Origin of the sequence: Luteimonas yindakuii, assembly GCF_004803715.2 — a bacterium.
In the GTDB taxonomy this organism is placed as follows: domain Bacteria; phylum Pseudomonadota; class Gammaproteobacteria; order Xanthomonadales; family Xanthomonadaceae; genus Luteimonas; species Luteimonas yindakuii.
The window spans coordinates 2,351,770-2,376,101 of sequence record NZ_CP039383.2 but is presented as its reverse complement, the minus strand read 5'-3'; the positions used below and the strand labels follow the sequence as shown (position 1 = coordinate 2,376,101).

The following is a 24,332-nucleotide window of genomic DNA, read 5'->3' as shown; positions in this document are numbered from 1 at the left end:
CTGGCCTGTCACCCGAGGACCCAGGCCGCGGCCAGGCAGCGGCGCTGCATCCGCGCACTGCACCGCAAGGCGTGCGCGAACACACGCTCCCGTGGCGACGTGCGACTCCTGCTTCAGACACATCGCGCGCACGCCCGCGCGACAGCGTCAGCCAGCGTCGGCCAGCCGCGCCAGCTCCTCGGTCTGGTGTTCCTGCAGCAGGCGATCCACCAGCGGCTCGAGCGCGCCCTCGAGCACGTTGGGCAGGTCGTACAGGGTGAGCCCTTCGACCCGGTGGTCGGTGATCCGCCCCTGCGGATAGTTGTAGGTGCGGATGCGCTGGCTGCGGTCGCCGCTGCCGACCTGCAGCTTGCGGCTGGCCGCGGTGGCCGCCGCACGCCGTGCCGCCTCGGCCTCGGCCAGCATCGCGCGCAGGCGCTTCATGGCCTTGTCGCGGTTGGCGTGCTGGCTGCGCTCGGTCTGCGACTCCACCACCAGCCCACTGGGCACGTGGGTGATGCGGATGGCGGAATCGGTCTTGTTGACGTGCTGGCCGCCGGCGCCCGAGGAGCGGAAGGTGTCGACCTTGAGGTCGGCGGGGTTGAGTTCGATCGGCTCGCCGTCCTCTTCCACCGGGATGATCGCCACCGTCGCCGCGGAGGTATGGATGCGGCCCTGCGATTCGGTCTCCGGCACGCGCTGCACGCGGTGGGTGCCGGATTCGAACTTCAGCCGCGCATACGCGCCTGCGCCCTCGACGCGGGCGACCACCTCGCGGAAACCGCCGTGTTCGCCCGGGCTTGCCGACTCCACCTCGACACGCCAGCCCTGGCGCTCGGCGTAGCGCGTGTACATGCGGAACAGGTCGCCGGCGAAGATCGCCGCCTCGTCGCCACCGGTGCCGGCGCGGATCTCCAGGTACAGGCCGCCCTCGTCGCGTGCATCGCGCGGCACCAGCAGCGCCATGAGTTCGGCATCGAGCGCATCCAGCCGCGCCTGGCTGGCGGCGATCTCCTCGTCGGCCAGCGCAGAAAGCTCGGGGTCGTCGCGTAGCGCCAGCGCGCCGTCGAGGTCGGCACGCGCCTGCTGTTCGGCGGCGAGCGCGGTGGACAGTGGTTCGAGCTGCGAGAACTCGCGCGAGAGGGCGCGGAAGCGTTGCGGGTCGCCCGCGATGCCGGGATCGGCCAGCAGCCGTTCCAGTTCCTCGCGTCGCTCGGCCAGCGCCTCAAGCTTGCGGCGCAGGGTCGGCAGCATCGGCTATGGAGTCGGGGACAGTGGCGGACGGATCCGCCGGGCGCAGTGCGCGTTCGATCGCGCGTGCGAGTTCGGGATTGCCGCTGGCCGCGGTCTCGCGCACCGCGGCGGTGGGCAGGTGCAGCAGGCGGTTGGTGAGGCTGTGGGCCAGGTGCTCCAGCACCGCTTCCGGATCCCTGCCGGCGGCGAGCTGCTGGCGCGCGCGGGCCAGCGCTTCGCTGCGCGCCTGCTCGCCGTGTTCGCGCAGCAGCCGCAGCGGCGCATTGAACGCGCTGGCGGCCAGCACCTCGTGGTAGCGCGTGACCTGCAGGTCGATGATCGCCTCGGCGGCGTCGGCCGCCTCGCGGCGGTTGCGACGGTTGTCCTCCACCGCGCGCTCGAGGTCGTCGACGGTGTAGAGGTAGGCGTCCTTGAGTTCGGCCACGTCGGGCGCGATGTCGCGCGGCACGGCCAGGTCCATCAGCAGCATCGGCTTGTGCCGGCGCGCACGCAGGGCGGCGTCGACCTGGGCACGGTGCAGGATCGGCTCGCGGCTGGCGGTGGCGGAGAACACCAGGTCGGCCTGCGACAGGTGGCGATCCAGTTCCTCCAGTGGCAGCGCCACGCCACCGTGGCGCGAGGCCAGCGCCTGCGCATGGGCGAGGGTGCGGTTGGCCACCAGCAGGCGCTGCACGTTGGCCTGCACGAGATGGCGGGCCGCGAGTTCGATGGTTTCGCCGGCGCCGATCAGCAGCACGGTCGATTCCGGCAGGCGGGTGAACGATTCCTGCGCCAACCGCACCGCCAGCGATGCCACCGAGACCGGGCTGTTGCCGATGCGGGTCTCGCTGCGCGCGCGCTTGGCGGTCACGAACGCATGCTGGAACAGCCGGTCGAGTTCGCTGCCGAGCGTGCCCGCCTCGCGGGCGGCGGCCCAGGCCTGCTTCACCTGGCCGAGGATCTGCGGCTCGCCCAGCACCAGTGAATCCAGCCCCGTCGCGACGCGGAACAGGTGCCGCGCGGCGTCGCCGCCCTGGTGGACATAGAGGTAGGCGCTGAGATCGGCGTCGGGTCGCAGCGTCAGCCATTGCGCCAGCGCATGGCCGCCGTCATCGGCCACCGCATACAGCTCGGTGCGGTTGCAGGTGGACAGCAGCGCGGCCTCCCGCACCTGCGGCAACGCGCGCAGCGATCGCAGCGTTTCCGGCAGCACGTGATCGGCAAACGCCACCCGTTCGCGCAGGGCAACCGGCGCGCTCTGGTGGTTGATGCCGAGGGCGAGAAGACTCATGGAAACAGGGACCGCGCGTTCAGGGGCTTGCGATAAGCTTGCTGGCGAACACCGTATTTTACGGTCACCACGCCGCCAATGCCTGACTGGTCCCGTTCAGCCCTGCGCCCCGCCGCCCTGGTCGTCGCTTTTGCGCTGGCAGCGGGCCCGGCCGCCGCGCGTGAGCCGGCGCCGGGCGAACTGCTCGGCGCCACCATGGCGGCCGAGTTCGCACTCCAGGCCGGCCGTCTCGACGAGGCCGCCGACGCCTATCTGCGTGCCGCCCGCGCCGCGCCCGACGATCCGGCGCTGTCCGAGCGCGCGACCCGCATCGCGCTGCTGGCCAACGATGACGAGCGCGCTGGCGAGGCACTGGCGCTGTGGAAGCGGAGTGGGCCATCGACGCTGGCGATGCGCGGCATCGAGGCGACCTGGCTGCTGCGCACCGGGCGCGAGCGCGTCGCCCGCCGCCAGCTCGTGGCCCTGCTGGCCGACCCGGATCCCGCCGGGTGGCGCCACGCGCTGGCCGCGATCAGTGCCGGCCATCGTGAACCCGAAGGCGCGGCGCGGCTGGTCCGGCGCCTGGTGGACGCGGGGGCGATTCCCGACGACCTGCAGGCCTGGCTCGCGTTCGGCGGGCTGTCGCAGCAGCTGGGCGGCGACATTTCCGCGCGCATCCTCGCCGAAGTCATGCAGCGCTTCCCTGACGAGCCCAGGGTGGCGCTGCTGCGCGCATCCAAGCTGCGCACGGATGGCGATCTCGAAGGAGCGCGCGAGGCGCTGGCACGGGTGGAGGACCAGGCGCGCCTGTCGCCGGAACTGCGATTGGCGATCGCCGCCGAGTACGACGCCCTGGGCGCGCCGGCGGAATCGGCGCGGGTGATGGCGATCGGCCCGCAGGACACGCGCAGCTACGGCCTGCGGGCGTCGCTGCTGGTCAAGGCCGAGGACCGCGAAGCGCTGGGAGCCCTGTACGCCGAACTGCGCGAACAGGCGGCGTCGCCGGACCCCGGCTGGCGCCTGATGCTGGGGCAGATCGCCGAATACCTGGAGCGCCACGAGGACGCACTGGAGTGGTACGCCAGCGTGCCCGGCGGTGAACCGCGGCGGGTGGCGCGGCTGCGCACCGCGAAGGTGCTGCACGACCTCGGCCGCCACGACGATGCCTTCGCCGCGCTGCGCGCGCTGCAGGGGGATGCCGCGGTGGACGACGAGCTGCGTCGCGACGCCTATCTGCTCGAGGCCGAGCTGCACAAGGCCGATGACCGCCTGGACGCCGAGGCCGACGCCTATGCGCGCGGACTGGGCGCACATCCCGACGATGGCGCGCTGCTGTATTCGCGCGCCCTGATGTGGGAACGCCGCGACGACATCCCGCGGGCCGAGGCCGACCTGCGCCGCATCCTGGTGATGGAGCCGGAAAACGTCGCCGCGCTCAACGCACTCGGCTACACCCTGGCCGACCGCACCGACCGCTACCGCGAGGCGCTGGAGCTGATCGACCGCGCCCGCGTGGCGGAACCCGACAATGCCGCGATCGTCGACAGCTACGGCTGGGTGCTGCACCGCCTCGGTCGCAACGCCGAAGCGCTGGTGGAGCTGCGCCGCGCGTGGACCCTGATGAGGGATCCGGAGGTCGCCGCCCACGTCGCCCAGGTGCTGTGGGAGATGGGGCGCCAGGACGAGGCGCGCGAATACTTCCGCAAGGCGAAAGAACTCGATCCCGACAACCGCTCGCTGCGCCGCGCGCTCGAGTCCACCGGGGCCGAACCGTGAGCGCGCGCTTCGTCGCCATGGCACTGATGCTGCTGGTGCTGGCCGGCTGCGCCACGACGCGGCAGGTCGCCGCGCCCGCGGCCGCGGTGCTCGAAGGCGCCGAGCTGGACGCCGCGCAGTCGCGGTTGGCAACCCGCGAACAGGCGCTGCGGGCGCAGCCGGCGATCGCCTTCAGCGGCCGCGTCGCGCTGGCCAAGGGCCGCGAGGGCGGCAATGGGCGTATCGAATGGCGCCAGCAGGGTGGCGACTATCGCGTCACCCTGAGCGCCCCGGTGACGCGGCAGAGCTGGAGCCTGGAGAGCGGTGCCGACGGCGGTGCACGTATCGACGGCCTCGACGGCGGGCCGCGCGAAGGGGCCGATGCCGCGCTGCTGGTGCGGGATGCGACCGGGCTGGAAATTCCGGTCGGTGCGCTGGCGGACTGGGCCGCGGGCATGCGTGCCGATCCCGCCCGCTTCGGTGTCGCCGCGGTCGAATACGACGCCAATGGCCAACTGCTGCGCCTGCACCAGGACGGCTGGACCATCGACTATCTCGGCTGGCAGTCCGACGTGGCCGGGGTCGACGGCGGCCTGCCTGCGCGGGTCGATGCGCGGCGCGACGACGCGCGCGTACGCCTGATCGTGGATGCCTGGCAGCTGGGCGACGCGCCCGAGCCGCAATGACGGCGACCGGTGGGCGCGATGCCGGCTGGAGCGCGTGGCCGGCACCGGCCAAGCTCAACCTGTTCCTGCGGATCACCGGCAGGCGTGCGGACGGCTACCACGAGCTGCAGACCGCGTTCCGCCTGCTCGACTGGGGCGACACGGTGTTCCTGCGCATCCGCGCCGACGGCGTGGTGGAGCGCACCGGCGAAACCCTGCCGGGTCTTGATGCGCGCGATGATCTGCTGTTGCGCGCCGCAGAATTGCTGCAAAGATCCGCGAACGTCGTCAAAGGCGTGGATATCCACGTCGAAAAACGGATACCCGCAGGCGGTGGATTCGGCGGCGGCTCATCCGACGCGGCGACCGTACTGCTGGTGCTGAACCGGCTGTGGGGCCTGGGCTGGCCGCGTGATCGCCTGGCCGCGCTTGGCCTGCAACTGGGTGCCGATGTCCCGGTGTTCGTCCACGGCCACAATGCCTGGGCGGAGGGCGTGGGCGAGCGGCTGACGCCGATCCAGCTGCCGCCGGCCTGGTACCTGTTGGTCGATCCGGGGGTGTCCGTGCCGACCGCGGCGCTGTTCGGAGACCCCGAATTGACGCGAAATGCTGCGCCCGCGACAATACCGGACTTCGCTTCGGGTGCTTCGCTCGGCAACGTGTTCGAGCCGGTGCTGCGTCGCCGCGAGCCGGCCGTGGATGCCGCGCTCGTCGCGCTGTCGCAGATCGGCCGCGCGCGGCTGACCGGCACCGGCAGCGGTTGCTTCGTCGAATTCGCCAGCCGCGAGGACGCTGAAGCCGCGCTCGCCGCGCTGCCCGCAGGCCTCAAGGCGTGGGTGGTGGCGGGTGCGGCGCGCTCGCCGCTGCTGGACGTGCTCGAACAGTGATTCCGGGGTCGGGACCAGGACGCCGTTGGTCCGTTCCGATCCTTCCATCAGCCGCGAGGCTGGTCATCCCGGTTCCACAGGGGCGTCGCCAAGTGGTTAAGGCACCGGGTTTTGATCCCGGCATACGCAGGTTCGAATCCTGCCGCCCCTGCCATCGCCGTTCGCGGCGTTTCTTCCCCCATCACCGCCACGGTCAGAGCGGAGCGGAGTCGTCATCATGAAAGAAGATCGCAACCTCCTGATCTTCTCCGGCAATGCCAACAAGCCCCTCGCCCTCTCGGTGTGCCGCGAGCTCGGCACGCGGCTGGGCAAGGCGCTGGTCTCGAAGTTCTCCGACGGCGAAGTGCAGGTCGAGATCGAGGAGAACGTGCGCCGGCAGGAGGTCTACGTCCTGCAGCCGACCTGCGCGCCGAGCGCCGAGCACCTGGTCGAACTGGCGGTCCTCGTCGACGCGCTCAAGCGCGCCAGCGCAGCCAGCGTCACCGCGGTGATCCCGTACTTCGGCTATGCCCGCCAGGACCGCCGCATGCGCTCCTCGCGCGTGCCGATCACCGCCAAGGTGGCGGCGAAGATGATCGGCTCGGTCGGCACCGACCGCGTGCTCACCGTCGACCTGCACGCCGACCAGATCCAGGGCTTCTTCGACATCCCGGTCGACAACGTCTACGCCTCGCCGCTGCTGCTGGCCGACATCTGGCGCGCGCACGGCACCGACAACATGGTGGTGGTGAGCCCGGACGTGGGCGGCGTGGTGCGCGCCCGCGCGATCGCCAAGCGCCTCGACGATGCCGACCTCGCCATCATCGACAAGCGCCGCCCGCGCGCCAACGTGGCCACGGTGATGAACATCATCGGCGACGTGCAGGGCAAGACCTGCGTGCTGGTCGACGACATCGTCGACACCGCCGGCACCCTGTGCGCCGCCGCCTCCGCGCTGAAGGTGAACGGCGCGACCAAGGTCGTGGCCTACTGCACGCATCCGGTGCTGTCGGGCGCGGCGATCGAGAACATCTCGAAGTCGGAACTCGACGAGCTGGTGGTGACCGACACCATCCCGCTGTCGGAAGCCGCGCGCGCCTGTGGGCGGATCCGCCAGCTCAGCGTCGCCGAGCTGCTGGCCGAGACCATCCGGCGCGTCGCCTTCGGCGAATCGGTCAGCTCGCTCTACGTCGACTGACCCCCCCGTTTCCGCCGTGCACGCTTGCGTGCGCGGCATTCGCGGATGCCCCTGGTCGCGGGGGCATCCAACACCGACCGCCACCAGGCGGTCTTCCAACCAGGGTAGTGAATCAACATGTCTACGCATGAAATCAAGGTCGAGCGCCGCGAGGACGGGGGGAAGGGTGCGAGCCGCCGCCTCCGCCACGCCGCGAAGATCCCGGCCATCGTCTACGGCGGGGGCATCGACCCCGTCAATATCCAGCTCGACCACGAGAAGGTCTGGCTGGCCAGCCAGAACGAGTGGTTCTACTCGTCGATCCTCGACCTCAGCCTCGACGGCCAGGTGCAGAAGGTGCTGCTGCGTGACATGCAGCGCCACCCGTACCGCCAGCTGATCATGCACCTGGACTTCCAGCGCGTGAACGAGAACGAGACGATCCGCGCCAGCGTCCCGGTGCACCTGGTCAACGTCGACACGTCGCCGGCCGGCAAGACCGCGGGCGTGGTGGTGACCCAGGAGCTCAACGAGATCGAAGTGCTGTGCCTGCCGGGCAAGCTGCCGGAGAACATCGAGGTCGACCTGGGCAACATGAGCGTCGGTGACACCGTGCACATGTCGGACGTGGTGTTCCCGGAGGGCGTGCAGCCCGCCACCGCCATCGACGAGTCGCACAACCCGGCTGTCGCCGTGGCCCGCCACGCACGCGTGGAAGTCGCCGACGAGACCGAGGAAGGCGCGGAAGGCGACAAGGCCGAGTGACCGGCACGCGGGCGTGGCTGCATGCCGCGCCCGCAGCCTGCGTGATGGAAGGATTGCGTCTCATCGTCGGCCTGGGCAATCCGGGTCGCGACTACGAACGGACCCGGCACAATGCCGGGTTCCGTTTCGTCGATGCCGTCGCCGAGCGTTTCGGCGCGCGCTTTGCGGTCGATGCCAAGCTGTTCGGCGAGACCACGCGGGTCGAGATTGGCGGACAGACGGTCCGGCTGCTCCGGCCGGCCACGTTCATGAACCTCTCCGGCAAGTCGGTGCTGGCCGCACAGCAGTTCTGGAAGATCGAGCCCGAGCAGACCCTGGTCGCGCATGACGAGCTCGACCTGCCGCCGGGCACCGCGCGGCTGAAGTTCGATGGCGGCCACGGCGGGCAGAACGGGTTGCGCGATATCGCGCGCCTGCTCGGCCATGCACGCTTCCACCGGTTGCGGGTGGGCATCGGCCATCCGGGCAGCAAGGACAGGGTGACGCCGTGGGTACTCGGCCGCGCCAGTGCCGACGACGACGTGCTGATCGCGCGTGCGATCGACGATGCGCTCGACGTACTGCCGCTGGCGGTAGAGGGCAATTACATGGATGCGATGACGCGGTTGCATACGGGCAGGCCGTAATTGGTGATTGGTGATTGGTGATTCGTAAGAGCACGACGCCGGCGGCTTCTTCGAATCACCAATCACGAATTACGAATCACGGATTCAACGCCATGGGCATCAAATGCGGCATCGTCGGCCTGCCGAACGTCGGCAAGTCGACCCTCTTCAATGCGCTCACCAAGGCCGGCATCGCCGCGGCCAATTTCCCCTTCTGCACCATCGAACCGAACGTGGGCGTGGTGCCGGTGCCGGACGTGCGCCTCAATGCGCTGGCCGACATCATCAAGCCGCAGAAGGTGGTGCCGACCGCGGTCGAGTTCGTCGACATCGCCGGCCTGGTTGCGGGAGCCGCAAGCGGCGAGGGCCTGGGCAACAAGTTCCTCGCCCACATCCGCGAGGTCGACGCGATCACCCACGTCGTGCGCTGCTTCGAGAACCCGGACGTCATCCACGTCAACAACCGGGTGGATCCGATCGCCGACATCGAGACGATCGACACCGAGCTGGCGCTGGCCGATCTCGATTCGGTCGAACGTGCGCTGCAGCGCGCCGAGCGTTCGGCCAAGACCGGCGACAAGGAATCGAAGGCGCGTGCCGAGGTGCTCGGCCGCGTGCAGAAGGGGCTGGCCGACGGCCAGCCGGTGCGCGCGCTGGCACTGTCCGACGACGACCGCGCGGCGATCCGCGACCTGTTCCTGCTCACCGCCAAGCCGGTGCTCTACATCGCCAACGTGCTCGAGGACGGCTTCGAGAACAATCCGCACCTCGACGCCGTGCGTGCACGCGCGGCCGGCGAGGGCGCCGAGGTCGTGCCGGTGTCGGCGGCGATCGAGGAGGAGCTGTCGCAGCTCGAGGATGTCGACCGCGATGCGTTCCTGACCGACCTGGGCCTCGACGAGCCGGGCCTCAACCGGGTGATCCGTGCCGCCTACGGCCTGCTCGACCTGCAGACGTATTTCACCGCCGGGGTCAAGGAAGTGCGCGCGTGGACGGTGAAGATCGGCGCGACCGCGCCGCAGGCCGCGGCGGTGATCCACACCGATTTCGAAAAGGGCTTCATCCGCGCCGAAGTGGTCGGCTATGACGACTTCATCCGCTACAACGGCGAGTCCGGCGCCAAGGAAGCGGGCAAGTGGCGGCTGGAAGGCAAGGAGTACATCGTCAAGGACGGCGACGTCATGCACTTCCGCTTCAACGTCTGACGAGGCCCCGGCCAACGGCCCGGGTGCGGTCGTGTCGCGCAGGGCCGTGCGTCTCGTGCCCGCGGCGTACCGCACGACATCGCCGGCGCGATGCGCGCGATCGACACCGAGGCGAAAAACTTGTCCGGACAGGCTGTACAGGCGTTGACAGCCCCGGGGTGGCAGTCCAGAATTGCGGGCTCTGTTCTGGCCTTCGGGCCGGTTCCGGAGGGATACCCAAGCGGCCAACGGGGGCAGACTGTAAATCTGCTGGCTTACGCCTTCGGTGGTTCGAATCCACCTCCCTCCACCACGTTGCAGATGGCGGTCCGGTGGCAAGGTCCGCGACAGTTTCAACCGCAGGCAGTCCATCGCGTGCGGGGTGTGTGGCTCCGCAGTCGGCGGGAGTAGTTCAATGGTAGAACCTCAGCCTTCCAAGCTGATGGTGCGGGTTCGATTCCCGTCTCCCGCTCCATTGACGCTTCGCGGCAGCAGCGCCATCACCATCGGGTTTTACCAAGGCGCAGGAAGCGCCGGGGCGGCGCCGGAAGCGTCGCGCAGGGCAGGAAGGAGCGGGAAACCCGTGCTCACGTAGCTCAGTCGGTAGAGCACCTCCTTGGTAAGGAGGAGGTCGAAGGTTCGATTCCTTTCGTGAGCACCACTTTTCGCAATCCCAGATTTCAACCGATCAATTCAACCGTTCAATCGAGATTCCAATCATGGCCAAGGGCAAGTTCGAGCGCACCAAGCCCCACGTGAACGTGGGCACGATCGGTCACGTCGACCACGGCAAGACGACGCTGACGGCGGCGCTGACGAAGGTGGGCGCGGAGCGTTTCGGCGGCGAGTTCCACGCCTACGACGCGATCGACAAGGCGCCTGAGGAAAAGGCCCGCGGCATCACGATCTCGACCTCGCACGTGGAATACGAGAGCCCGACGCGCCACTACGCGCACGTCGACTGCCCGGGCCACGCCGACTACGTCAAGAACATGATCACCGGTGCGGCGCAGATGGACGGCGCGATCCTGGTGTGCTCGGCCGCGGACGGCCCGATGCCGCAGACGCGCGAGCACATCCTGCTCGCGCGCCAGGTCGGCGTGCCGTACATCGTGGTGTTCCTGAACAAGGCCGACATGGTCGACGACGCCGAGCTGCTCGAGCTGGTCGAGATGGAAGTGCGCGAGCTGCTGTCGAAGTACGACTTCCCCGGCGACGACACCCCGATCATCCACGGGTCGGCACTGAAGGCGCTGGAAGGCGACCAGTCCGACATCGGCGTGCCGGCGATCATCAAGCTGGTCGAGGCGCTCGACACCTGGATCCCGGAGCCGGAGCGCGACATCGACAAGACGTTCCTGATGCCGGTCGAGGACGTGTTCTCGATCTCGGGCCGCGGCACGGTGGTGACCGGGCGCATCGAGCGCGGCGTGATCAAGGTGGGCGAGGAAATCGAGATCGTCGGTATCCGCGCCACCCAGAAGACGACCGTCACCGGCGTCGAGATGTTCCGCAAGCTGCTCGACCAGGGCCAGGCGGGCGACAACGCCGGTCTGCTGCTGCGCGGCACCAAGCGTGACGACGTCGAGCGCGGCCAGGTGCTGTGCAAGCCGGGTTCGATCAAGCCGCACACCGACTTCGAAGCCGAGGTCTACGTGCTGTCGAAGGACGAGGGTGGCCGCCACACGCCGTTCTTCAAGGGCTACCGTCCGCAGTTCTACTTCCGCACCACCGACATCACCGGTGCCTGTGAGCTGCCGGAAGGCACCGAGATGGTGATGCCGGGCGACAACGTGAAGATGGTGGTCTCGCTGATCAACCCGATCGCGATGGACGAAGGCCTGCGTTTCGCGATCCGCGAAGGCGGCCGCACCGTCGGCGCCGGCGTCGTCGCCAAGATCATCAAGTAAGCTGCAGGGGTGGAATCGTCACAGGCGATTCCACCGCTTCGCCGCAGCCAGCGAGGCGGGCCGGAACCCCGGTCCGCCTTCGTCGTCTAAGGACGGTGCGGCGACACTGTTTCAACCGATACACGCCAGTAGCTCAATTGGCAGAGCAGCGGTCTCCAAAACCGCAGGTTGGGGGTTCGAGTCCCTCCTGGCGTGCCAGACAGGCGGATCCGCCCGCACATGACCGACCCACCGGGTCGGCACGACCACAGCAGCGAAGCCCCGAGTGAACAGCCGAGTCGAACAATCCAAGACCGCTTCCGCCGCCGACATCGTCAAGTACGCGGTGTCGATCCTGCTGGTGGTGGCCGGCCTGTTCGCGTTCTACTGGTTCGCCGGGCAGTGGCCGGCCTTTGCGCGGATCCTGGCCGTGGTCGCCGGCGTCGCTGCCGGTGTCGCGGTTTTCATGGTGTCCACGACCAGGGGCGCGCAAACCCGCGAGTTCCTGGCCGAGACCCGCTTCGAGCTGCGCAAGGTGGTCTGGCCGACCCGCCAGGAAGCCATGCGCATGACCTGGGTGGTGATCATCGCAGTGATCATCATCGCGCTGGTGCTCGCGGGCTTCGATACCGTCATCCAGTGGCTGCTGCGGCTGTTTCTGGGGCACTGAGGAGTTGACGAGCTGATGGAAACCCAAGCCGACAAGCGTTGGTACGTGGTGCATGCCTATTCCGGCTTCGAGAAGTCGGTGGCGCAGGCGCTGCGCGACCGCATCGTCCGTGCCGAGATGCAGGAAAAGTTCGGCGACGTGCTGGTGCCGACCGAAGAGATCGTCGAGATGCGTTCCGGCCAGAAGCGCCGTTCCGAGCGCAAGTTCTTCCCGGGCTACGTGCTGGTGCAGATCGCCACCCATGACGAGGCGGGCATCCCGCGCATCGACAGCGAGAGCTGGCACCTGGTGAAGGAAACCCCGAAGGTGATGGGGTTCATCGGCGGGACCGCCGCGCAGCCGCTGCCGATCCGCGATGACGAGGCCGATGCGATCCTGCAGCGCGTGCAGGACGGCGTCGAGAAGCCGCGTCCGAAGGTGCTGTTCGAGGCGGGCCAGATGGTCCGCGTGGTCGACGGGCCGTTCAACGACTTCAACGGCGTGGTCGAGGAAGTCAACTACGAGAAGAGCCGCCTGCGCGTCGCTGTGCTGATCTTCGGCCGCTCGACGCCGGTGGAACTCGAATTCGGCCAGGTCGAGAAGGCCTGAACCCGCGCCACCGCCTGCACTGGCGGTGGCTTTGCAACCTGCTATACTGCGCGGCTCCCTGTCCGGTCGAGCCGGGCATCCGTATTGGCCACCCCGCAGGTGGCCCTTCGTGTGAGTGGCACGGCGACGCCGGGACGCGTGCCACTCCTGACCGACATGATCCCGGCCCGATGGGGAGCCTTCACAGGCGCTTGCACCCGGAGAGAACAGTCAGATGGCAAAGAAAGTCGTCGGTTACATCAAGCTGCAGGTGAAGGCCGGTCAGGCCAACCCCTCGCCGCCGGTCGGCCCCGCGCTGGGCCAGCGCGGCCTGAACATCATGGAATTCTGCAAGGCGTTCAATGCCGCCACGCAGAAGATGGAGCCGGGCCTGCCGGTGCCGGTGATCATCACGGCCTATTCGGACCGTACGTTCACCTTCATCACCAAGAGCACCCCTGCCGCCGTGCTGCTCAAGAAGGCCGCTGGCGTGACCTCGGGCTCCAAGCGCCCGAACACCGAGAAGGTGGGCAAGGTCACCCGCAAGCAGCTCGAGGAGATCGCCAAGACCAAGGAAGCCGACCTGACGGCAGCCGAACTGGAAGCGGCGGTGCGCACGATCGCGGGCTCGGCCCGCAGCATGGGCCTGACGGTGGAGGGCTAAGACATGGCAAAGCAGACCAAGCGCCAGAAGGCAGTTGCCGCCGCGGTCCAGCCGGGCAAGGCATACGGCATCGACGACGCGCTGAAGATCGTCAAGGATCTCAGCACGGCGAAGTTCAACGAAGCAGTCGACGTGGCGGTGCGCCTCGGCGTCGACGCGCGCAAGTCGGACCAGCAGGTCCGTGGTTCGACCGTGCTGCCGGAAGGCACCGGCAAGACCGTGCGCGTGGCGGTGTTCGCGCCGGCCGGCGCCAAGGCCGACGAGGCCCTGGCCGCGGGTGCCGATGCGGTCGGCATGGATGATCTCGCCGAGAAGATGCAGGGCGGCGACCTGAGCTACGACGTGGTCATCGCCACCCCGGACGCCATGCGCGTCGTCGGCAAGCTCGGCACGCTGCTGGGCCCGCGCGGCCTGATGCCGAACCCGAAGGTCGGCACCGTGTCCCCGAACCCGGGCGAAGCGGTGAAGAACGCCAAGGGCGGCCAGGTGCGTTACCGCACCGACAAGGCCGGCATCATCCACTGCACCATCGGCAAGGCCGACTTCGACGCCGAGCGCCTGAAGACCAACCTGCAGGCCCTGCTTGCGGACCTGGTCAAGGCCAAGCCGGCCACGTCCAAGGGCCAGTACCTGCAGAAGATCTCGGTCAGCTCGACGATGGGCCCCGGCGTTGCCGTGGACCAGGGTTCGCTCGCGCTGAAGTGATGTTCCGGGGTGGCGCCTCCGGGCGCCGCCTGTTCCACCAATTTTGAGGGCTTCGCAAACGGACTCCGGTCCCGGCGCGGCGCCGTCAAAGACCGCAGGCGCGGTCGACGATGCAACGGCGACGGGCATGGACGCTCGACTGGCAATGGAATCGCCGCCGCTGCAGCGCGGACCGCTTAATCCTGTGCATGCGCAAGCATCGCGGGCCTGCGTAGATGGTCGCCGACCCTCTGGAATTCATGCTGGTTTCGAATCCGGAAAAAGGCTGCCACCCGGAAGGCCATTCGGCCGTCCCGGCATCGATGGACCGGTGCCGCTCATGGACCGTCCGCGGCAGGAGCCGCAGGCGGAGTTGAAGTACGGAGGAGTGCAATGGCTCTCAATCTGAACCAGAAGAAGGAAGTCGTTGCCGAACTGGCCGAGGTCGCCGCATCGGCGCACTCGCTGGTCGCCGCCGAGTATCTGGGTCTTACGGTCGCTCAGCTGACCGACCTGCGCAAGAAGGCGCGCGAGAACGGGGTCTACCTCAAGGTAGTCAAGAACACCCTCGTTTCGCGTGCAGTGGCCGACACCGATTACGCCGTCATCGCCGACGAGCTGACCGGTCCGCTGCTGTATGCCTTCTCGAAGGAAGACCCCGGTGCCGCCGGCCGCCTCATCAAGGACTTCGCCAAGACCGCTGACAAGCTGAAGCCGCGCCTGGTCGCGGTTGGTGGACAGAAGTACCCGGGCACCCATGTGGATGTCCTGGCTTCGCTGCCGACCCGCGAACAGGCACTGGCCATGCTGGTCGGCATGATGGCCCAGCCGGCCACCATGCTTGCCCGCGTCCTGGCCGAGCCCGCCGCCTCGACCGCCCGCGTGATCAACGCGGTCGGCCAGGCCAAGGCCGCCTGAAGTCACTGATGGATGCCGCATTCGGTACGCATCCAGTCATCTAGCCGTTTCGAAACCAGTCAATCAAGGTAATCACAATGTCCCTTTCCAACGAAGAAATCCTGGAAGCCATCGGCAGCAAGTCCCTCGTCGAGGTGATGGAGCTGGTCAAGGCGTTCGAAGAGAAGTTCGGCGTGTCCGCTGCCGCTCCGGTCGCCGTGGCCGCTGGCCCGGCCGCTGGCCCGGCTGCCGCCGTTGAGGAGCAGACCGAGTTCACCGTCGTCCTGAAGGCCGCCGGCGAGAAGAAGGTCGAGGTCATCAAGGTCGTCCGCGCCATCACCGGCCTGGGCCTGAAGGAAGCCAAGGACCTGGTCGAAGGCGCCCCGAAGGACGTGAAGGAAGGCGTCTCGAAGGACGAAGCCGAGAAGCTGAAGAAGGACCTCGAGGCCGCCGGCGCCGCCGTCGAGCTGAAGTAAGCGGTCCTTGCGTCGCCCGACCCGTTCAGGCGACCACCGAGGCCGGGGGCGAAAGCCCCCGGCCTTTGGCCGTTGCTGCAATAGCGCTGATTGGTGATTGGTGATTGGTGATTCGAGGGGCTGCGGCCCTGCTTTGGCGAATCACCAATCACGAATCCCGAGTCACGGTTTTCAAGCAAGTCGCCATTCGGAAGTAGCGGGAGAAGGCGTGCTGGTGCCGGCAATACCAGCAACTTCCGACTGGCGGTTTCCCCCGGGGCCATCGACGCGATGGTCTGTCCCCAGGGCTGCGGACGCGCAGCCCGTAGAGCCAAAGGCGGTCATACCTCATGACGACTACGTATTCCTTTACCGAGAAGAAGCGGATCCGCAAGGACTTCGGCAAGCGCCGGAGCATCCTCGAGGTGCCCTTCCTGCTCGCGATCCAGGTCGACTCGTACCGCGAGTTCCTGCAGGCAGACATCGACCCCGCCAAGCGCGAGGACCGCGGCCTGCACGCCGCGCTGAAGTCTGTGTTCCCGATCGTCAGCTACAACGGCTATGCCGCGCTGGAGTACGTCGGCTACAAGCTCGGCGAGCCGGTGTTCGACGAGCGTGAGTGCCGCAACCGCGGCCTCAGCTACGGCGCCCCGCTGCGCGTGACCGTGCGCCTGGTGATCTACGACCGCGAGTCGTCGTCGAAGGCCATCAAGTACGTGAAGGAGCAGGAGGTCTACATGGGCGAGATCCCGCTCATGACCGGCAACGGCACCTTCATCGTCAACGGCACCGAGCGCGTCATCGTCTCCCAGCTGCACCGCTCGCCGGGCGTGTTCTTCGACCACGACCGTGGCAAGACCCACAGCTCGGGCAAGCTGCTGTACTCGGCGCGCATCATTCCCTACCGCGGTTCGTGGCTCGACTTCGAGTTCGATCCCAAGGACGCGCTGTTCACCCGTATCGACCGTCGCCGCAAGCTGCCGGTGTCGATCCTGCTGCGCGCGCTGGGCTACTCCAACGAGGAGATGCTCAACGAGTTCTTCGAGGTCAACACCTTCCACGTCCTGCCGGAAGGCGACGGCGTGCAGCTCGAGCTCGTGCCCGAGCGCCTGCGTGGCGAGACCCTGGACTTCGACCTGGCCGATGGCGACACCGTCATCGTCGAGGCGGGCCGCCGCATCACCGCGCGCCACGTGCGCCAGCTCGAGGCCTCGGGCATCTCCGCGCTGGCGGTGCCGGACGAATACCTGCTCGGCCGCATCCTCTCGCATGACGTGGTCGACGCCGCCAGCGGCGAGCTGCTGGCCACCGCCAACGACGAGATCACCGACGAGCAGCTCGCCGCGTTCCGCAAGGCCGGCATCGACGCCATCGGCACGCTGTGGGTCAACGACCTCGACCGCGGCCCGTACCTGTCCAACACCCTGCGCATCGACCCGACCAAGACCCAGCTCGAGGCCCTGGTCGAGATCTACCGCATGATGCGTCCCGGCGAGCCGCCGACCAAGGATGCCGCGCAGAACCTGTTCCACAACCTGTTCTTCACCTTCGAGCGCTACGACCTTTCGGGCGTGGGCCGGATGAAGTTCAACCGCCGCCTCGGCCGCAAGGAAACCGAAGGCGCGTCGGTGCTGTACGACGCCAAGTACTTTGCCGACCGCAAGGACGAGGATTCCGCGCGCCTGCGCGAGGCGAACGGAGACAGCTCCGACATCCTCGACGTGATCCGCGTGCTGACCGAGATCCGCAACGGCCGCGGCGGCGTCGACGACATCGACCACCTGGGTAACCGCCGCGTGCGTTCGGTCGGCGAAATGGCCGAGAACGTGTTCCGCGTGGGCCTGGGTCCGCGTCGAGCGCGCCGTGCGCGAGCGCCTGACGATGGCCGAGGCCGATGGCCTGACCCCGCAGGAGCTCATCAACGCCAAGCCGGTCGCGGCCGCGGTGAAGGAGTTCTTCGGCTCCTCGCAGCTGTCGCAGTTCATGGACCAGAACAACCCGCTGTCGGAAGTCACCCACAAGCGCCGCGTCTCCGCGCTTGGTCCGGGCGGCCTGACCCGCGAGCGTGCCGGCTTCGAGGTGCGCGACGTGCACCCGACCCATTACGGCCGCGTCTGCACCATCGAAACCCCGGAAGGCCCGAACATCGGCCTGATCAACTCGCTGGCGGTGTTCGCCCGCACCAACCGCTACGGCTTCCTCGAGACGCCGTACCGCCGCGTGGTGGAAGGCAAGGTCACCGACGAGATCGAGTTCCTGTCGGCGATCGAGGAGAACGAGTACGTCATCGCCCAGGCCAACGCGCCGCAGGACGATGATGGCCGCCTCAGCGAGCAGTTCGTCGACGTGCGCTACCAGGGCGAGTCGCTGCTCAAGCCGCCGGCGGAAGTCCACTTCATGGACGTGTCGCCGATGCAGACCGTGTCGGTGGCGGCGGCGCTGGTGCCGTTCCTCGAGCACGACGACGCCAACCGCGCGCTGATGGGCGCCAACATGCAGCGCCAGGCCGTGCCGACGCTGCGTGCGCAGAAGCCGCTGGTCGGCACCGGCATCGAGCGTGCGGTGGCACGCGACTCGGGCGTGACCGTCAACGCGCGCCGTGGTGGCGTGGTCGAGCAGGTCGACGCGGGCCGCATCGTGGTCAAGGCGCACGAGAGCGAGATCTCCGGCGAGACCGATGCCGGCGTCGACATCTACAACCTGATCAAGTACACGCGCTCCAACCAGAACACCTGCATCAACCAGCGTCCGCTGGTGGTAGTGGGTGACGTGATCGCGCGCGGCGACGTGCTGGCCGACGGCCCGTCGACCGACATCGGCGAACTGGCCCTGGGCCAGAACATGCTGGTCGCGTTCATGCCGTGGAACGGCTACAACTTCGAGGACTCGATCCTGCTGTCGGAGCGCGTCGTCAAGGAAGACCGCTACACGACGATCCATATCGAAGAGCTGACCGCGGTCGCGCGTGACACCAAGCTCGGTCCGGAGGAAATCTCCGCCGACATCCCCAACGTCTCCGAGCAGGCATTGAACCGCCTCGACGAGTCGGGCGTGGTGTACATCGGTGCGGAAGTGCGCGCCGGCGACATCATGGTCGGCAAGGTCACGCCGAAGGGCGAGAGCCAGCTGACCCCGGAAGAGAAGCTGCTGCGCGCGATCTTCGGCGAGAAGGCGTCCGACGTGAAGGACAGCTCGCTGCGCGTGCCGCCGGGCATGGACGGCACCGTCATCGACGTGCAGGTCTTCACCCGCGACGGCATCGAGAAGGACAAGCGTGCGCGCCAGATCGAAGAGAGCGAGATCAAGCGCGTCAAGAAGGACTTCGACGACCAGTTCCGCATCCTCGAGGGTGCGATCTACGCGCGCCTGAAGTCGCAGCTGGTCGGCAAGGTCGCCAACGGCGGCGCCGGCCTGAAGAAGGGCGACACCGTCACCGAGGCGGTGCTCGACGGCCTGAAGCGCACCGACTGGTTCGCGCTGCGGATGAAGGACGCCGAAGCAGTCGAGGCGATCGAGCGTGCGCAGATGCAGATCGATGCGCACCGCAAGGAGTTCGACCGCCGGTTCGAGGACAAGCGCGGCAAGATCACCCAGGGCGATGACCTTGCCCCGGGCGTGCTGAAGATGGTCAAGGTGTTCCTGGCGGTGAAGCGCCGCATCCAGCCGGGCGACAAGATGGCCGGCCGCCACGGCAACAAGGGCGTGGTGTCCAACATCGTGCCGGTGCAGGACATGCCGTACATGGCCGATGGCCAGACCGTGGACATCGTGCTGAACCCGCTGGGCGTGCCGTCGCGCATGAACATCGGCCAGATCCTGGAGGTCCACCTCGGGTGGGCGGCCAAGGGGCTGGGCGAGAAGATCCAGCGCATGCTCGACGCACAGGCCGCGGTGAAGGACCTGCGCACGTTCCTCGACCAGATCTACAACCACGACAACGAGCTGACCGGTCAGCGCGTCGACCTGACCCAGTTCAGCGACGAGGAGCTGCTGGCGCTGGCGAAGAACCTCACCGACGGCGTGCCGATGGCGACGCCGGTGTTCGACGGTGCGGCCGAGACCGAGATCAAGAAGATGCTCGAGCTCGCCGACCTTCCGGTGAGCGGCCAGACCCAGCTGTTCGACGGCCGTACCGGCGAAGGGTTCGAGCGCAAGGTGACCGTGGGCTACATGCACATGCTCAAGCTCAACCACCTGGTCGACGACAAGATGCACGCGCGTTCGACCGGCCCGTACTCGCTCGTCACCCAGCAGCCGCTGGGCGGCAAGGCGCAGTTCGGCGGTCAGCGGTTCGGCGAAATGGAAGTCTGGGCGCTGGAAGCCTACGGCGCGGCCTACACCCTGCAGGAAATGCTGACGGTGAAGTCCGACGACGTGCAGGGCCGCAACCAGATGTACAAGAACATCGTCGACGGCGAGCACGAAATGGTTGCCGGCATGCCCGAGTCGTTCAACGTGCTGGTCAAGGAAATCCGTTCGCTCGCGATCAACATGGAGCTGGAAGAGAACTGAGGACGCAGCCCGGGGCAGGGCGCGCACGACGCGCCCGCCACGGGTGAGCACCAAAGCCACGTCCCCGATTCCCGTTCCCGGAGAAACTCATGAAAGACCTTCTGAACCTGTTCAACCAGCAGCGCCCCGCGCTCGATTTCGACGCGATCAAGATCGCGCTGGCATCGCCGGACATGATCCGTTCGTGGTCCTACGGCGAAGTGAAGAAGCCCGAGACCATCAACTACCGCACCTTCAAGCCCGAGCGTGACGGCCTGTTCTGCGCGTCCATCTTCGGCCCGGTGAAGGACTACGAGTGCCTGTGCGGCAAGTACAAGCGCATGAAGCACCGCGGCGTGGTGTGCGAGAAGTGCGGCACGGAAGTGACGCTGGCCAAGGTGCGCCGCGAGCGCATGGGCCACATCGACCTCGCCAGCCCGACCGCGCACATCTGGTTCCTGAAGTCGCTGCCGTCGCGCATTGGCCTGATGCTGGACATGACGCTGCGTGACATCGAGCGCATCCTCTATTTCGAGGCGTTCGTGGTCACCGAGCCGGGCCTGACCCCGCTCGAGCGCGGCCAGCTGCTCAACGAAGAGCAGTTCCTGCAGATGCGCCAGGAGCACGGCGACGACTTCGACGCCGCGATGGGCGCCGAGGCCGTGTACGACCTGCTGCGCACGATCGACCTGCAGGCCGAGATGGTGAAGCTCAAGGAAGACATCGCCAGCACCGGTTCGGAAACCAAGCTCAAGCGCCTCACCAAGCGCATCAAGCTGGTGGAGGCGTTCGTCGAGTCCGGCAACCGTCCCGAGTGGATGATCATGACGGTGCTGCCGGTGCTTCCGCCGGACCTGCGTCCGCTGGTGCCGCTGGACGGTGGCCGCTTCGCCACGTCGGACCTCAACGACCTGTACCGCCGCGTCATCAACCGCAACAACCGCCTGCGCCGCCTGCTCGAACTCAACGCGCCCGACATCATCGTGCGCAACGAGAAGCGCATGCTGCAGGAATCGGTCGATGCGTTGATGGACAACGGCCGCCGTGGCCGCGCCATCACCGGCACCAACAAGCGCCCGCTGAAGTCGCTGGCCGACATGATCAAGGGCAAGCAGGGCCGTTTCCGCCAGAACCTGCTCGGCAAGCGCGTCGACTACTCGGGCCGTTCGGTCATCGTGGTCGGCCCGACGCTGCGCCTGCACGAGTGCGGCCTGCCGAAGAAGATGGCGCTGGAACTGTTCAAGCCCTTCATCTTCTCCAAGCTGCAGCGCCGTGGCCTCGCCACGACGATCAAGGCCGCCAAGAAGCTGGTCGAGCGCGAAGAGGCGGAAGTCTGGGACATCCTGGAAGAAGTCATCCGCGAGCACCCGGTGCTGCTCAACCGCGCGCCGACCCTGCACCGCCTGGGCATCCAGGCGTTCGAGCCGGTGCTGATCGAGGGCAAGGCCATCCAGCTGCACCCGCTGGTCTGCACCGCGTTCAACGCCGACTTCGACGGCGACCAGATGGCCGTCCACGTGCCGCTCTCGCTGGAAGCCCAGCTGGAAGCGCGCGCGCTGATGATGTCGACCAACAACATCCTGTCGCCGGCGAACGGCGAGCCGATCATCGTGCCGTCGCAGGACGTGGTGCTCGGCCTGTACTACATGACCCGCGCGCTGGAGAACAAGGCGGGCGAAGGCATGGCGTTCGCCAACGTCGCCGAGGTCAAGCGCGCCTACGACAACCGCGTCGTCGAGCTGCACGCCAAGGTCAAGGTCCGCATCGCCGAGACCGTGATCGACGAGGAAGGCAACCGCGAGAAGCGCACGTCGATCGTGGACACCACGGTGGGCCGCGCGCTGCTGGCCGAGATCCTGCCGGACGGCCTGCCGTTCGCGCTGGCCAACACCGAGCTCAGCAAGAAGAACATCTCGCGGCTGATCAACTCCTGCTACCGCCAGCTGGGCCTGAAGGACACGGTCGTGTTCGCCGACAAGCTGATGTACACCGGCTTCGCGTTCGCAACGCGCGCCGGCGTGTCGATCGGCATCGACGACATGACCATCCCGGCCGAGAAGAAGGACATCCTGGCCGAGGCCGAAACCGAGGTGCTGGAGATCCAGCAGCAGTACCAGTCCGGCCTGGTCACTGCCGGCGAGCGCTACAACAAGGTGGTCGACATCTGGTCGCGCACCAACGAGCGCGTCGCCAAGGCGATGATGGACACGATCGGTACCGAGACCGTCACCAATGCCGAGGGCGTCGCCGTCGAGCAGAAGTCGATGAACTCGATCTACATCATGGCCGACTCCGGCGCGCGTGGTTCGCAGGCGCAGATCCGCCAGCTGGCCGGTATGCGTGGCCTGATGGCCAAGCCCGACGGCTCGATCATCGAGACGCCGATCACCGCGAACTTCCGCGAGGGCCTGAACGTCCTGCAGTACTTCATCTCGACCCACGGTGCCCGAAAGGGTCTCGCGGATACCGCGCTGAAGACTGCCAACTCCGGTTACCTGACCCGTCGCCTGGTCGACGTGGCGCAGGACGTGGTGATCACCGAGACCGACTGCGGCACGCAGGCCGGCCTCACCATGACCCCGATCGTGGAAGGCGGCGACGTGGTCGAGCCGCTGCGCGACCGCGTGCTGGGTCGTGTCGTGGCCGAGGACGTGTTCCTGCCGGGCAACGACGAGGATCCGATCGTCACCCGCAACACGCTTCTCGACGAGCAGTGGGTGAGCCGTCTCGAGGATGGCGGCGTGCAGACGATCAACGTCCGCTCGACCATCACCTGCGAAAGCCCGTTCGGCGTGTGCGCCATGTGCTACGGCCGTGACCTCGGCCGCGGCCACCTGGTCAACCACGGCGAGGCGGTCGGCGTGGTCGCCGCGCAGTCGATCGGCGAGCCGGGTACCCAGCTCACCATGCGGACGTTCCACATCGGTGGCGCGGCATCGCGTGCGGCCGCCATCGACAACGTGACGGTCAAGACCACCGGCTCGATCAAGTTCAACAATCTCAAGCACGTGCGCCATGCCAGCGGCCATTTCGTTGCGGTGTCGCGTTCGGGCGAGCTGTCGGTGCTCGATCCGCACGGCCGCGAGCGCGAGCGTTACAAGCTGCCGTACGGCGCCACCATCGGTGTCGAGGACGGTGCGGAGATCAAGGCCGGCCAGACCGTGGCCAACTGGGATCCGCATAACCATCCGATCGTGTCGGAAGTTGCCGGCTTCATCCGCTTCATCGACTTCGTCGACGGCGTCACCGTCATCGAGAAGACCGACGAGCTGACCGGCCTGGCGTCGCGCGAGATCACCGATCCGAAACGTCGTGGCTCGGCCGCCAAGGACCTGCGCCCGATCGTGCGCATCGTCGACGGCAAGGGCAACGACCTCAACATCCCGGGTACCGACCTGCCGGCGCAGTACCTGCTGCCGCCGCGTTCGATCGTCAACCTGCAGGATGGCGCGGCCGTGGGCGTGGGCGACGTGGTGGCCAAGATCCCGCAGGAAGCGTCCAAGACCCGCGACATCACCGGTGGTCTGCCGCGCGTGGCCGACCTGTTCGAGGCACGCAAGCCGAAGGACCCGGCGGTGCTGGCCGAGCGTTCGGGCATCGTCAGCTTCGGCAAGGACACCAAGGGCAAGCAGCGCCTGATCCTCAAGGGTCCGGACGGCGAGGAGCACGAGGAGCTGATCCCGAAGTACCGCCAGATCATCGTGTTCGAAGGCGAGCACGTGGAGAAGGGCGAGACCGTGGTGGACGGCGAGCCGAGCCCGCAGGACATCCTGCGCCTGAAGGGCGTGGAGGAGCTGGCCTCGTACCTGACCAAGGAAATCCAGGACGTCTACCGGCTGCAGGGCGTCAAGATCAACGACAAGCACATCGAGGTGATCGTTCGCCAGATGCTGCGCAAGGTCGAGATCACCGACGCCGGCGACAGCCGCTACCTGGTCGGCGAGCAGGTGGAGAAGCAGCGCGCCATCGAGGACAACGCCAAGCTGGCCAAGCGCAACGAGCTCACCTCCAAGTACGAGCCGGTGCTGCTGGGCATTACCAAGGCCTCGCTGGCGACCGAGTCGTTCATCTCGGCGGCCTCGTTCCAGGAGACCACCCGCGTGCTGACCGAGGCTGCCGTGCGCGGCACCCGCGACGGCCTGCGTGGCCTGAAGGAGAACGTCATCGTCGGCCGCCTGATTCCGGCGGGTACCGGCCTGGCGTACCACACCCAGCGCCGTCGCGACGCCTCGGGCCTCACCGAGTCGGAGATGGAAGCGCTGTCGGGCAGCGTCACGTCAGATGTGGAGCCGGCCGCCAGCCAGGTCCGCGAGGACGTGGCGGAGGTCGCGCCGGAGGCCGGCCAGGGCGAGTAATCGCCCGCGGCGCGGGAGGTGCGGCCACGCGGCCGCCCCTCCCGGTCGCTGTTGGGATACAATTTGCAGTTCGACGACCCCAGGGTCGCCCCAGATCACGAAAAGAGGCGTCACGGACGCGCCTCGTGTTCGGCCCAGGAAGGGCGGGATCGCAGAAGTTC

General features: G+C 67.7%; 17 protein-coding genes, 5 tRNA genes and 1 pseudogene. 21 read left to right on the top strand and 2 right to left on the bottom strand.

Annotation, left to right across the window (positions count from 1 at the left end):
• Positions 1 to 147: 147 nt before the first annotated feature.
• Together prfA and hemA are read right to left on the bottom strand one after the other, a co-directional pair.
• On the bottom strand, positions 148 to 1,233 hold the full coding sequence (gene prfA / locus E5843_RS11015) for a peptide chain release factor 1 (RefSeq protein ID WP_136412642.1): 1,086 nt from the start codon (positions 1,231 to 1,233) through the stop codon (positions 148 to 150).
• On the bottom strand, positions 1,205 to 2,503 hold the full coding sequence (hemA, locus tag E5843_RS11010) for a glutamyl-tRNA reductase (RefSeq protein WP_141065988.1): 1,299 nt from the start codon (positions 2,501 to 2,503) through the stop codon (positions 1,205 to 1,207). The genes prfA and hemA overlap by 29 nt, the downstream gene beginning before the upstream one ends.
• A 78-nt stretch (positions 2,504 to 2,581) precedes the next feature.
• Between hemA and E5843_RS11005 the strand changes: the two genes are divergently transcribed.
• The 21 genes and pseudogenes from E5843_RS11005 (at position 2,582) to rpoC (ending at position 24,171) form a co-directional block, all read left to right on the top strand.
• Positions 2,582 to 4,258 carry a tetratricopeptide repeat protein gene (locus E5843_RS11005; protein WP_141065987.1) on the top strand — a complete coding sequence of 559 codons (1,677 nt, stop codon included), beginning with the start codon at positions 2,582 to 2,584 and terminating at the stop codon, positions 4,256 to 4,258.
• On the top strand, positions 4,255 to 4,923 hold the full coding sequence (gene lolB, locus E5843_RS11000) for a lipoprotein insertase outer membrane protein LolB (RefSeq protein ID WP_136412641.1): 669 nt from the start codon (positions 4,255 to 4,257) through the stop codon (positions 4,921 to 4,923). The genes E5843_RS11005 and lolB overlap by 4 nt, the downstream gene beginning before the upstream one ends.
• The gene (ispE, locus tag E5843_RS10995) at positions 4,920 to 5,789 is read left to right on the top strand and encodes a 4-(cytidine 5'-diphospho)-2-C-methyl-D-erythritol kinase (RefSeq protein WP_134673981.1); all 870 of its coding nucleotides are present in this window, start codon (positions 4,920 to 4,922) and stop codon (positions 5,787 to 5,789) included. Before lolB ends, ispE begins: the two co-directional genes overlap by 4 nt.
• 78 nt (positions 5,790 to 5,867) lie before the next feature.
• Positions 5,868 to 5,943, top strand: a tRNA-Gln gene (locus E5843_RS10990).
• 63 nt (positions 5,944 to 6,006) lie between these two features.
• Positions 6,007 to 6,966, top strand: coding sequence for a ribose-phosphate diphosphokinase (locus E5843_RS10985; protein ID WP_134673980.1), 960 nt, complete (start codon positions 6,007 to 6,009; stop codon positions 6,964 to 6,966).
• A 117-nt stretch (positions 6,967 to 7,083) separates the two neighbouring features.
• Positions 7,084 to 7,710, top strand: coding sequence for a 50S ribosomal protein L25/general stress protein Ctc (locus E5843_RS10980; protein ID WP_134673979.1), 627 nt, complete (start codon positions 7,084 to 7,086; stop codon positions 7,708 to 7,710).
• Positions 7,711 to 7,754: 44 nt separating this feature from the next.
• Positions 7,755 to 8,336, top strand: a complete 582-nt coding sequence (gene pth / locus E5843_RS10975) for an aminoacyl-tRNA hydrolase (protein WP_136412640.1) — start codon at positions 7,755 to 7,757, stop codon at positions 8,334 to 8,336.
• Positions 8,337 to 8,428: 92 nt separating this feature from the next.
• The gene (gene ychF, locus E5843_RS10970) at positions 8,429 to 9,520 is read left to right on the top strand and encodes a redox-regulated ATPase YchF (RefSeq protein WP_141065986.1); all 1,092 of its coding nucleotides are present in this window, start codon (positions 8,429 to 8,431) and stop codon (positions 9,518 to 9,520) included.
• Between the two features lie 206 nt (positions 9,521 to 9,726).
• A tRNA-Tyr gene (locus E5843_RS10965) sits at positions 9,727 to 9,812 on the top strand.
• Between the two features lie 88 nt (positions 9,813 to 9,900).
• Positions 9,901 to 9,974: transfer RNA gene (locus E5843_RS10960), tRNA-Gly, on the top strand.
• A 110-nt stretch (positions 9,975 to 10,084) separates the two neighbouring features.
• Positions 10,085 to 10,160, top strand: a tRNA-Thr gene (locus tag E5843_RS10955).
• 58 nt (positions 10,161 to 10,218) lie between these two features.
• The gene (gene tuf / locus E5843_RS10950; RefSeq protein WP_134673967.1) at positions 10,219 to 11,409 is read left to right on the top strand and encodes an elongation factor Tu; all 1,191 of its coding nucleotides are present in this window, start codon (positions 10,219 to 10,221) and stop codon (positions 11,407 to 11,409) included.
• A 122-nt stretch (positions 11,410 to 11,531) separates the two neighbouring features.
• Positions 11,532 to 11,607 (top strand) — tRNA-Trp (locus E5843_RS10945).
• A gap of 67 nt (positions 11,608 to 11,674) precedes the next feature.
• Entirely contained in the window at positions 11,675 to 12,058 is a 384-nt protein-coding gene (gene secE / locus E5843_RS10940) for a preprotein translocase subunit SecE (protein ID WP_134673976.1), read from the top strand.
• Positions 12,059 to 12,073: 15 nt separating this feature from the next.
• Complete coding sequence (nusG, locus tag E5843_RS10935) at positions 12,074 to 12,646, top strand: transcription termination/antitermination protein NusG (RefSeq protein ID WP_134673975.1); 573 nt, start codon at positions 12,074 to 12,076, stop codon at positions 12,644 to 12,646.
• 214 nt (positions 12,647 to 12,860) lie between these two features.
• A complete protein-coding gene (gene rplK, locus E5843_RS10930) occupies positions 12,861 to 13,289 on the top strand; it encodes a 50S ribosomal protein L11 (RefSeq protein WP_100324550.1) in 429 nt (142 codons plus the stop codon).
• 3 nt (positions 13,290 to 13,292) lie between these two features.
• A complete protein-coding gene (gene rplA, locus E5843_RS10925) occupies positions 13,293 to 13,994 on the top strand; it encodes a 50S ribosomal protein L1 (protein ID WP_134673974.1) in 702 nt (233 codons plus the stop codon).
• 372 nt (positions 13,995 to 14,366) lie between these two features.
• Complete coding sequence (gene rplJ, locus E5843_RS10920; protein WP_134673973.1) at positions 14,367 to 14,891, top strand: 50S ribosomal protein L10; 525 nt, start codon at positions 14,367 to 14,369, stop codon at positions 14,889 to 14,891.
• Between the two features lie 77 nt (positions 14,892 to 14,968).
• A complete protein-coding gene (gene rplL, locus E5843_RS10915) occupies positions 14,969 to 15,346 on the top strand; it encodes a 50S ribosomal protein L7/L12 (protein ID WP_134673972.1) in 378 nt (125 codons plus the stop codon).
• A gap of 329 nt (positions 15,347 to 15,675) precedes the next feature.
• Positions 15,676 to 19,837, top strand: a pseudogene (rpoB, locus tag E5843_RS10910) (DNA-directed RNA polymerase subunit beta).
• Between the two features lie 89 nt (positions 19,838 to 19,926).
• Positions 19,927 to 24,171 (top strand): DNA-directed RNA polymerase subunit beta', encoded by a 4,245-nt coding sequence (gene rpoC / locus E5843_RS10905; protein ID WP_134673970.1) that lies wholly within the window; start codon positions 19,927 to 19,929, stop codon positions 24,169 to 24,171.
• Positions 24,172 to 24,332 lie beyond the last annotated feature (161 nt).

Coding starts and splice junctions, on each gene's coding strand:
- prfA (WP_136412642.1), bottom strand. CDS start 1,233: ATGCTGCCGACCCTGCGCCGCAAGCTTGAGGCGCTGGCCGAGCGACGC.
- hemA (WP_141065988.1), bottom strand. CDS start 2,503: ATGAGTCTTCTCGCCCTCGGCATCAACCACCAGAGCGCGCCGGTTGCC.
- E5843_RS11005 (WP_141065987.1), top strand. CDS start 2,582: ATGCCTGACTGGTCCCGTTCAGCCCTGCGCCCCGCCGCCCTGGTCGTC.
- ispE (WP_134673981.1), top strand. CDS start 4,920: ATGACGGCGACCGGTGGGCGCGATGCCGGCTGGAGCGCGTGGCCGGCA.
- E5843_RS10985 (WP_134673980.1), top strand. CDS start 6,007: ATGAAAGAAGATCGCAACCTCCTGATCTTCTCCGGCAATGCCAACAAG.
- E5843_RS10980 (WP_134673979.1), top strand. CDS start 7,084: ATGTCTACGCATGAAATCAAGGTCGAGCGCCGCGAGGACGGGGGGAAG.
- pth (WP_136412640.1), top strand. CDS start 7,755: ATGGAAGGATTGCGTCTCATCGTCGGCCTGGGCAATCCGGGTCGCGAC.
- ychF (WP_141065986.1), top strand. CDS start 8,429: ATGGGCATCAAATGCGGCATCGTCGGCCTGCCGAACGTCGGCAAGTCG.
- tuf (WP_134673967.1), top strand. CDS start 10,219: ATGGCCAAGGGCAAGTTCGAGCGCACCAAGCCCCACGTGAACGTGGGC.
- nusG (WP_134673975.1), top strand. CDS start 12,074: ATGGAAACCCAAGCCGACAAGCGTTGGTACGTGGTGCATGCCTATTCC.
- rplK (WP_100324550.1), top strand. CDS start 12,861: ATGGCAAAGAAAGTCGTCGGTTACATCAAGCTGCAGGTGAAGGCCGGT.
- rplA (WP_134673974.1), top strand. CDS start 13,293: ATGGCAAAGCAGACCAAGCGCCAGAAGGCAGTTGCCGCCGCGGTCCAG.
- rplJ (WP_134673973.1), top strand. CDS start 14,367: ATGGCTCTCAATCTGAACCAGAAGAAGGAAGTCGTTGCCGAACTGGCC.
- rplL (WP_134673972.1), top strand. CDS start 14,969: ATGTCCCTTTCCAACGAAGAAATCCTGGAAGCCATCGGCAGCAAGTCC.
- rpoC (WP_134673970.1), top strand. CDS start 19,927: ATGAAAGACCTTCTGAACCTGTTCAACCAGCAGCGCCCCGCGCTCGAT.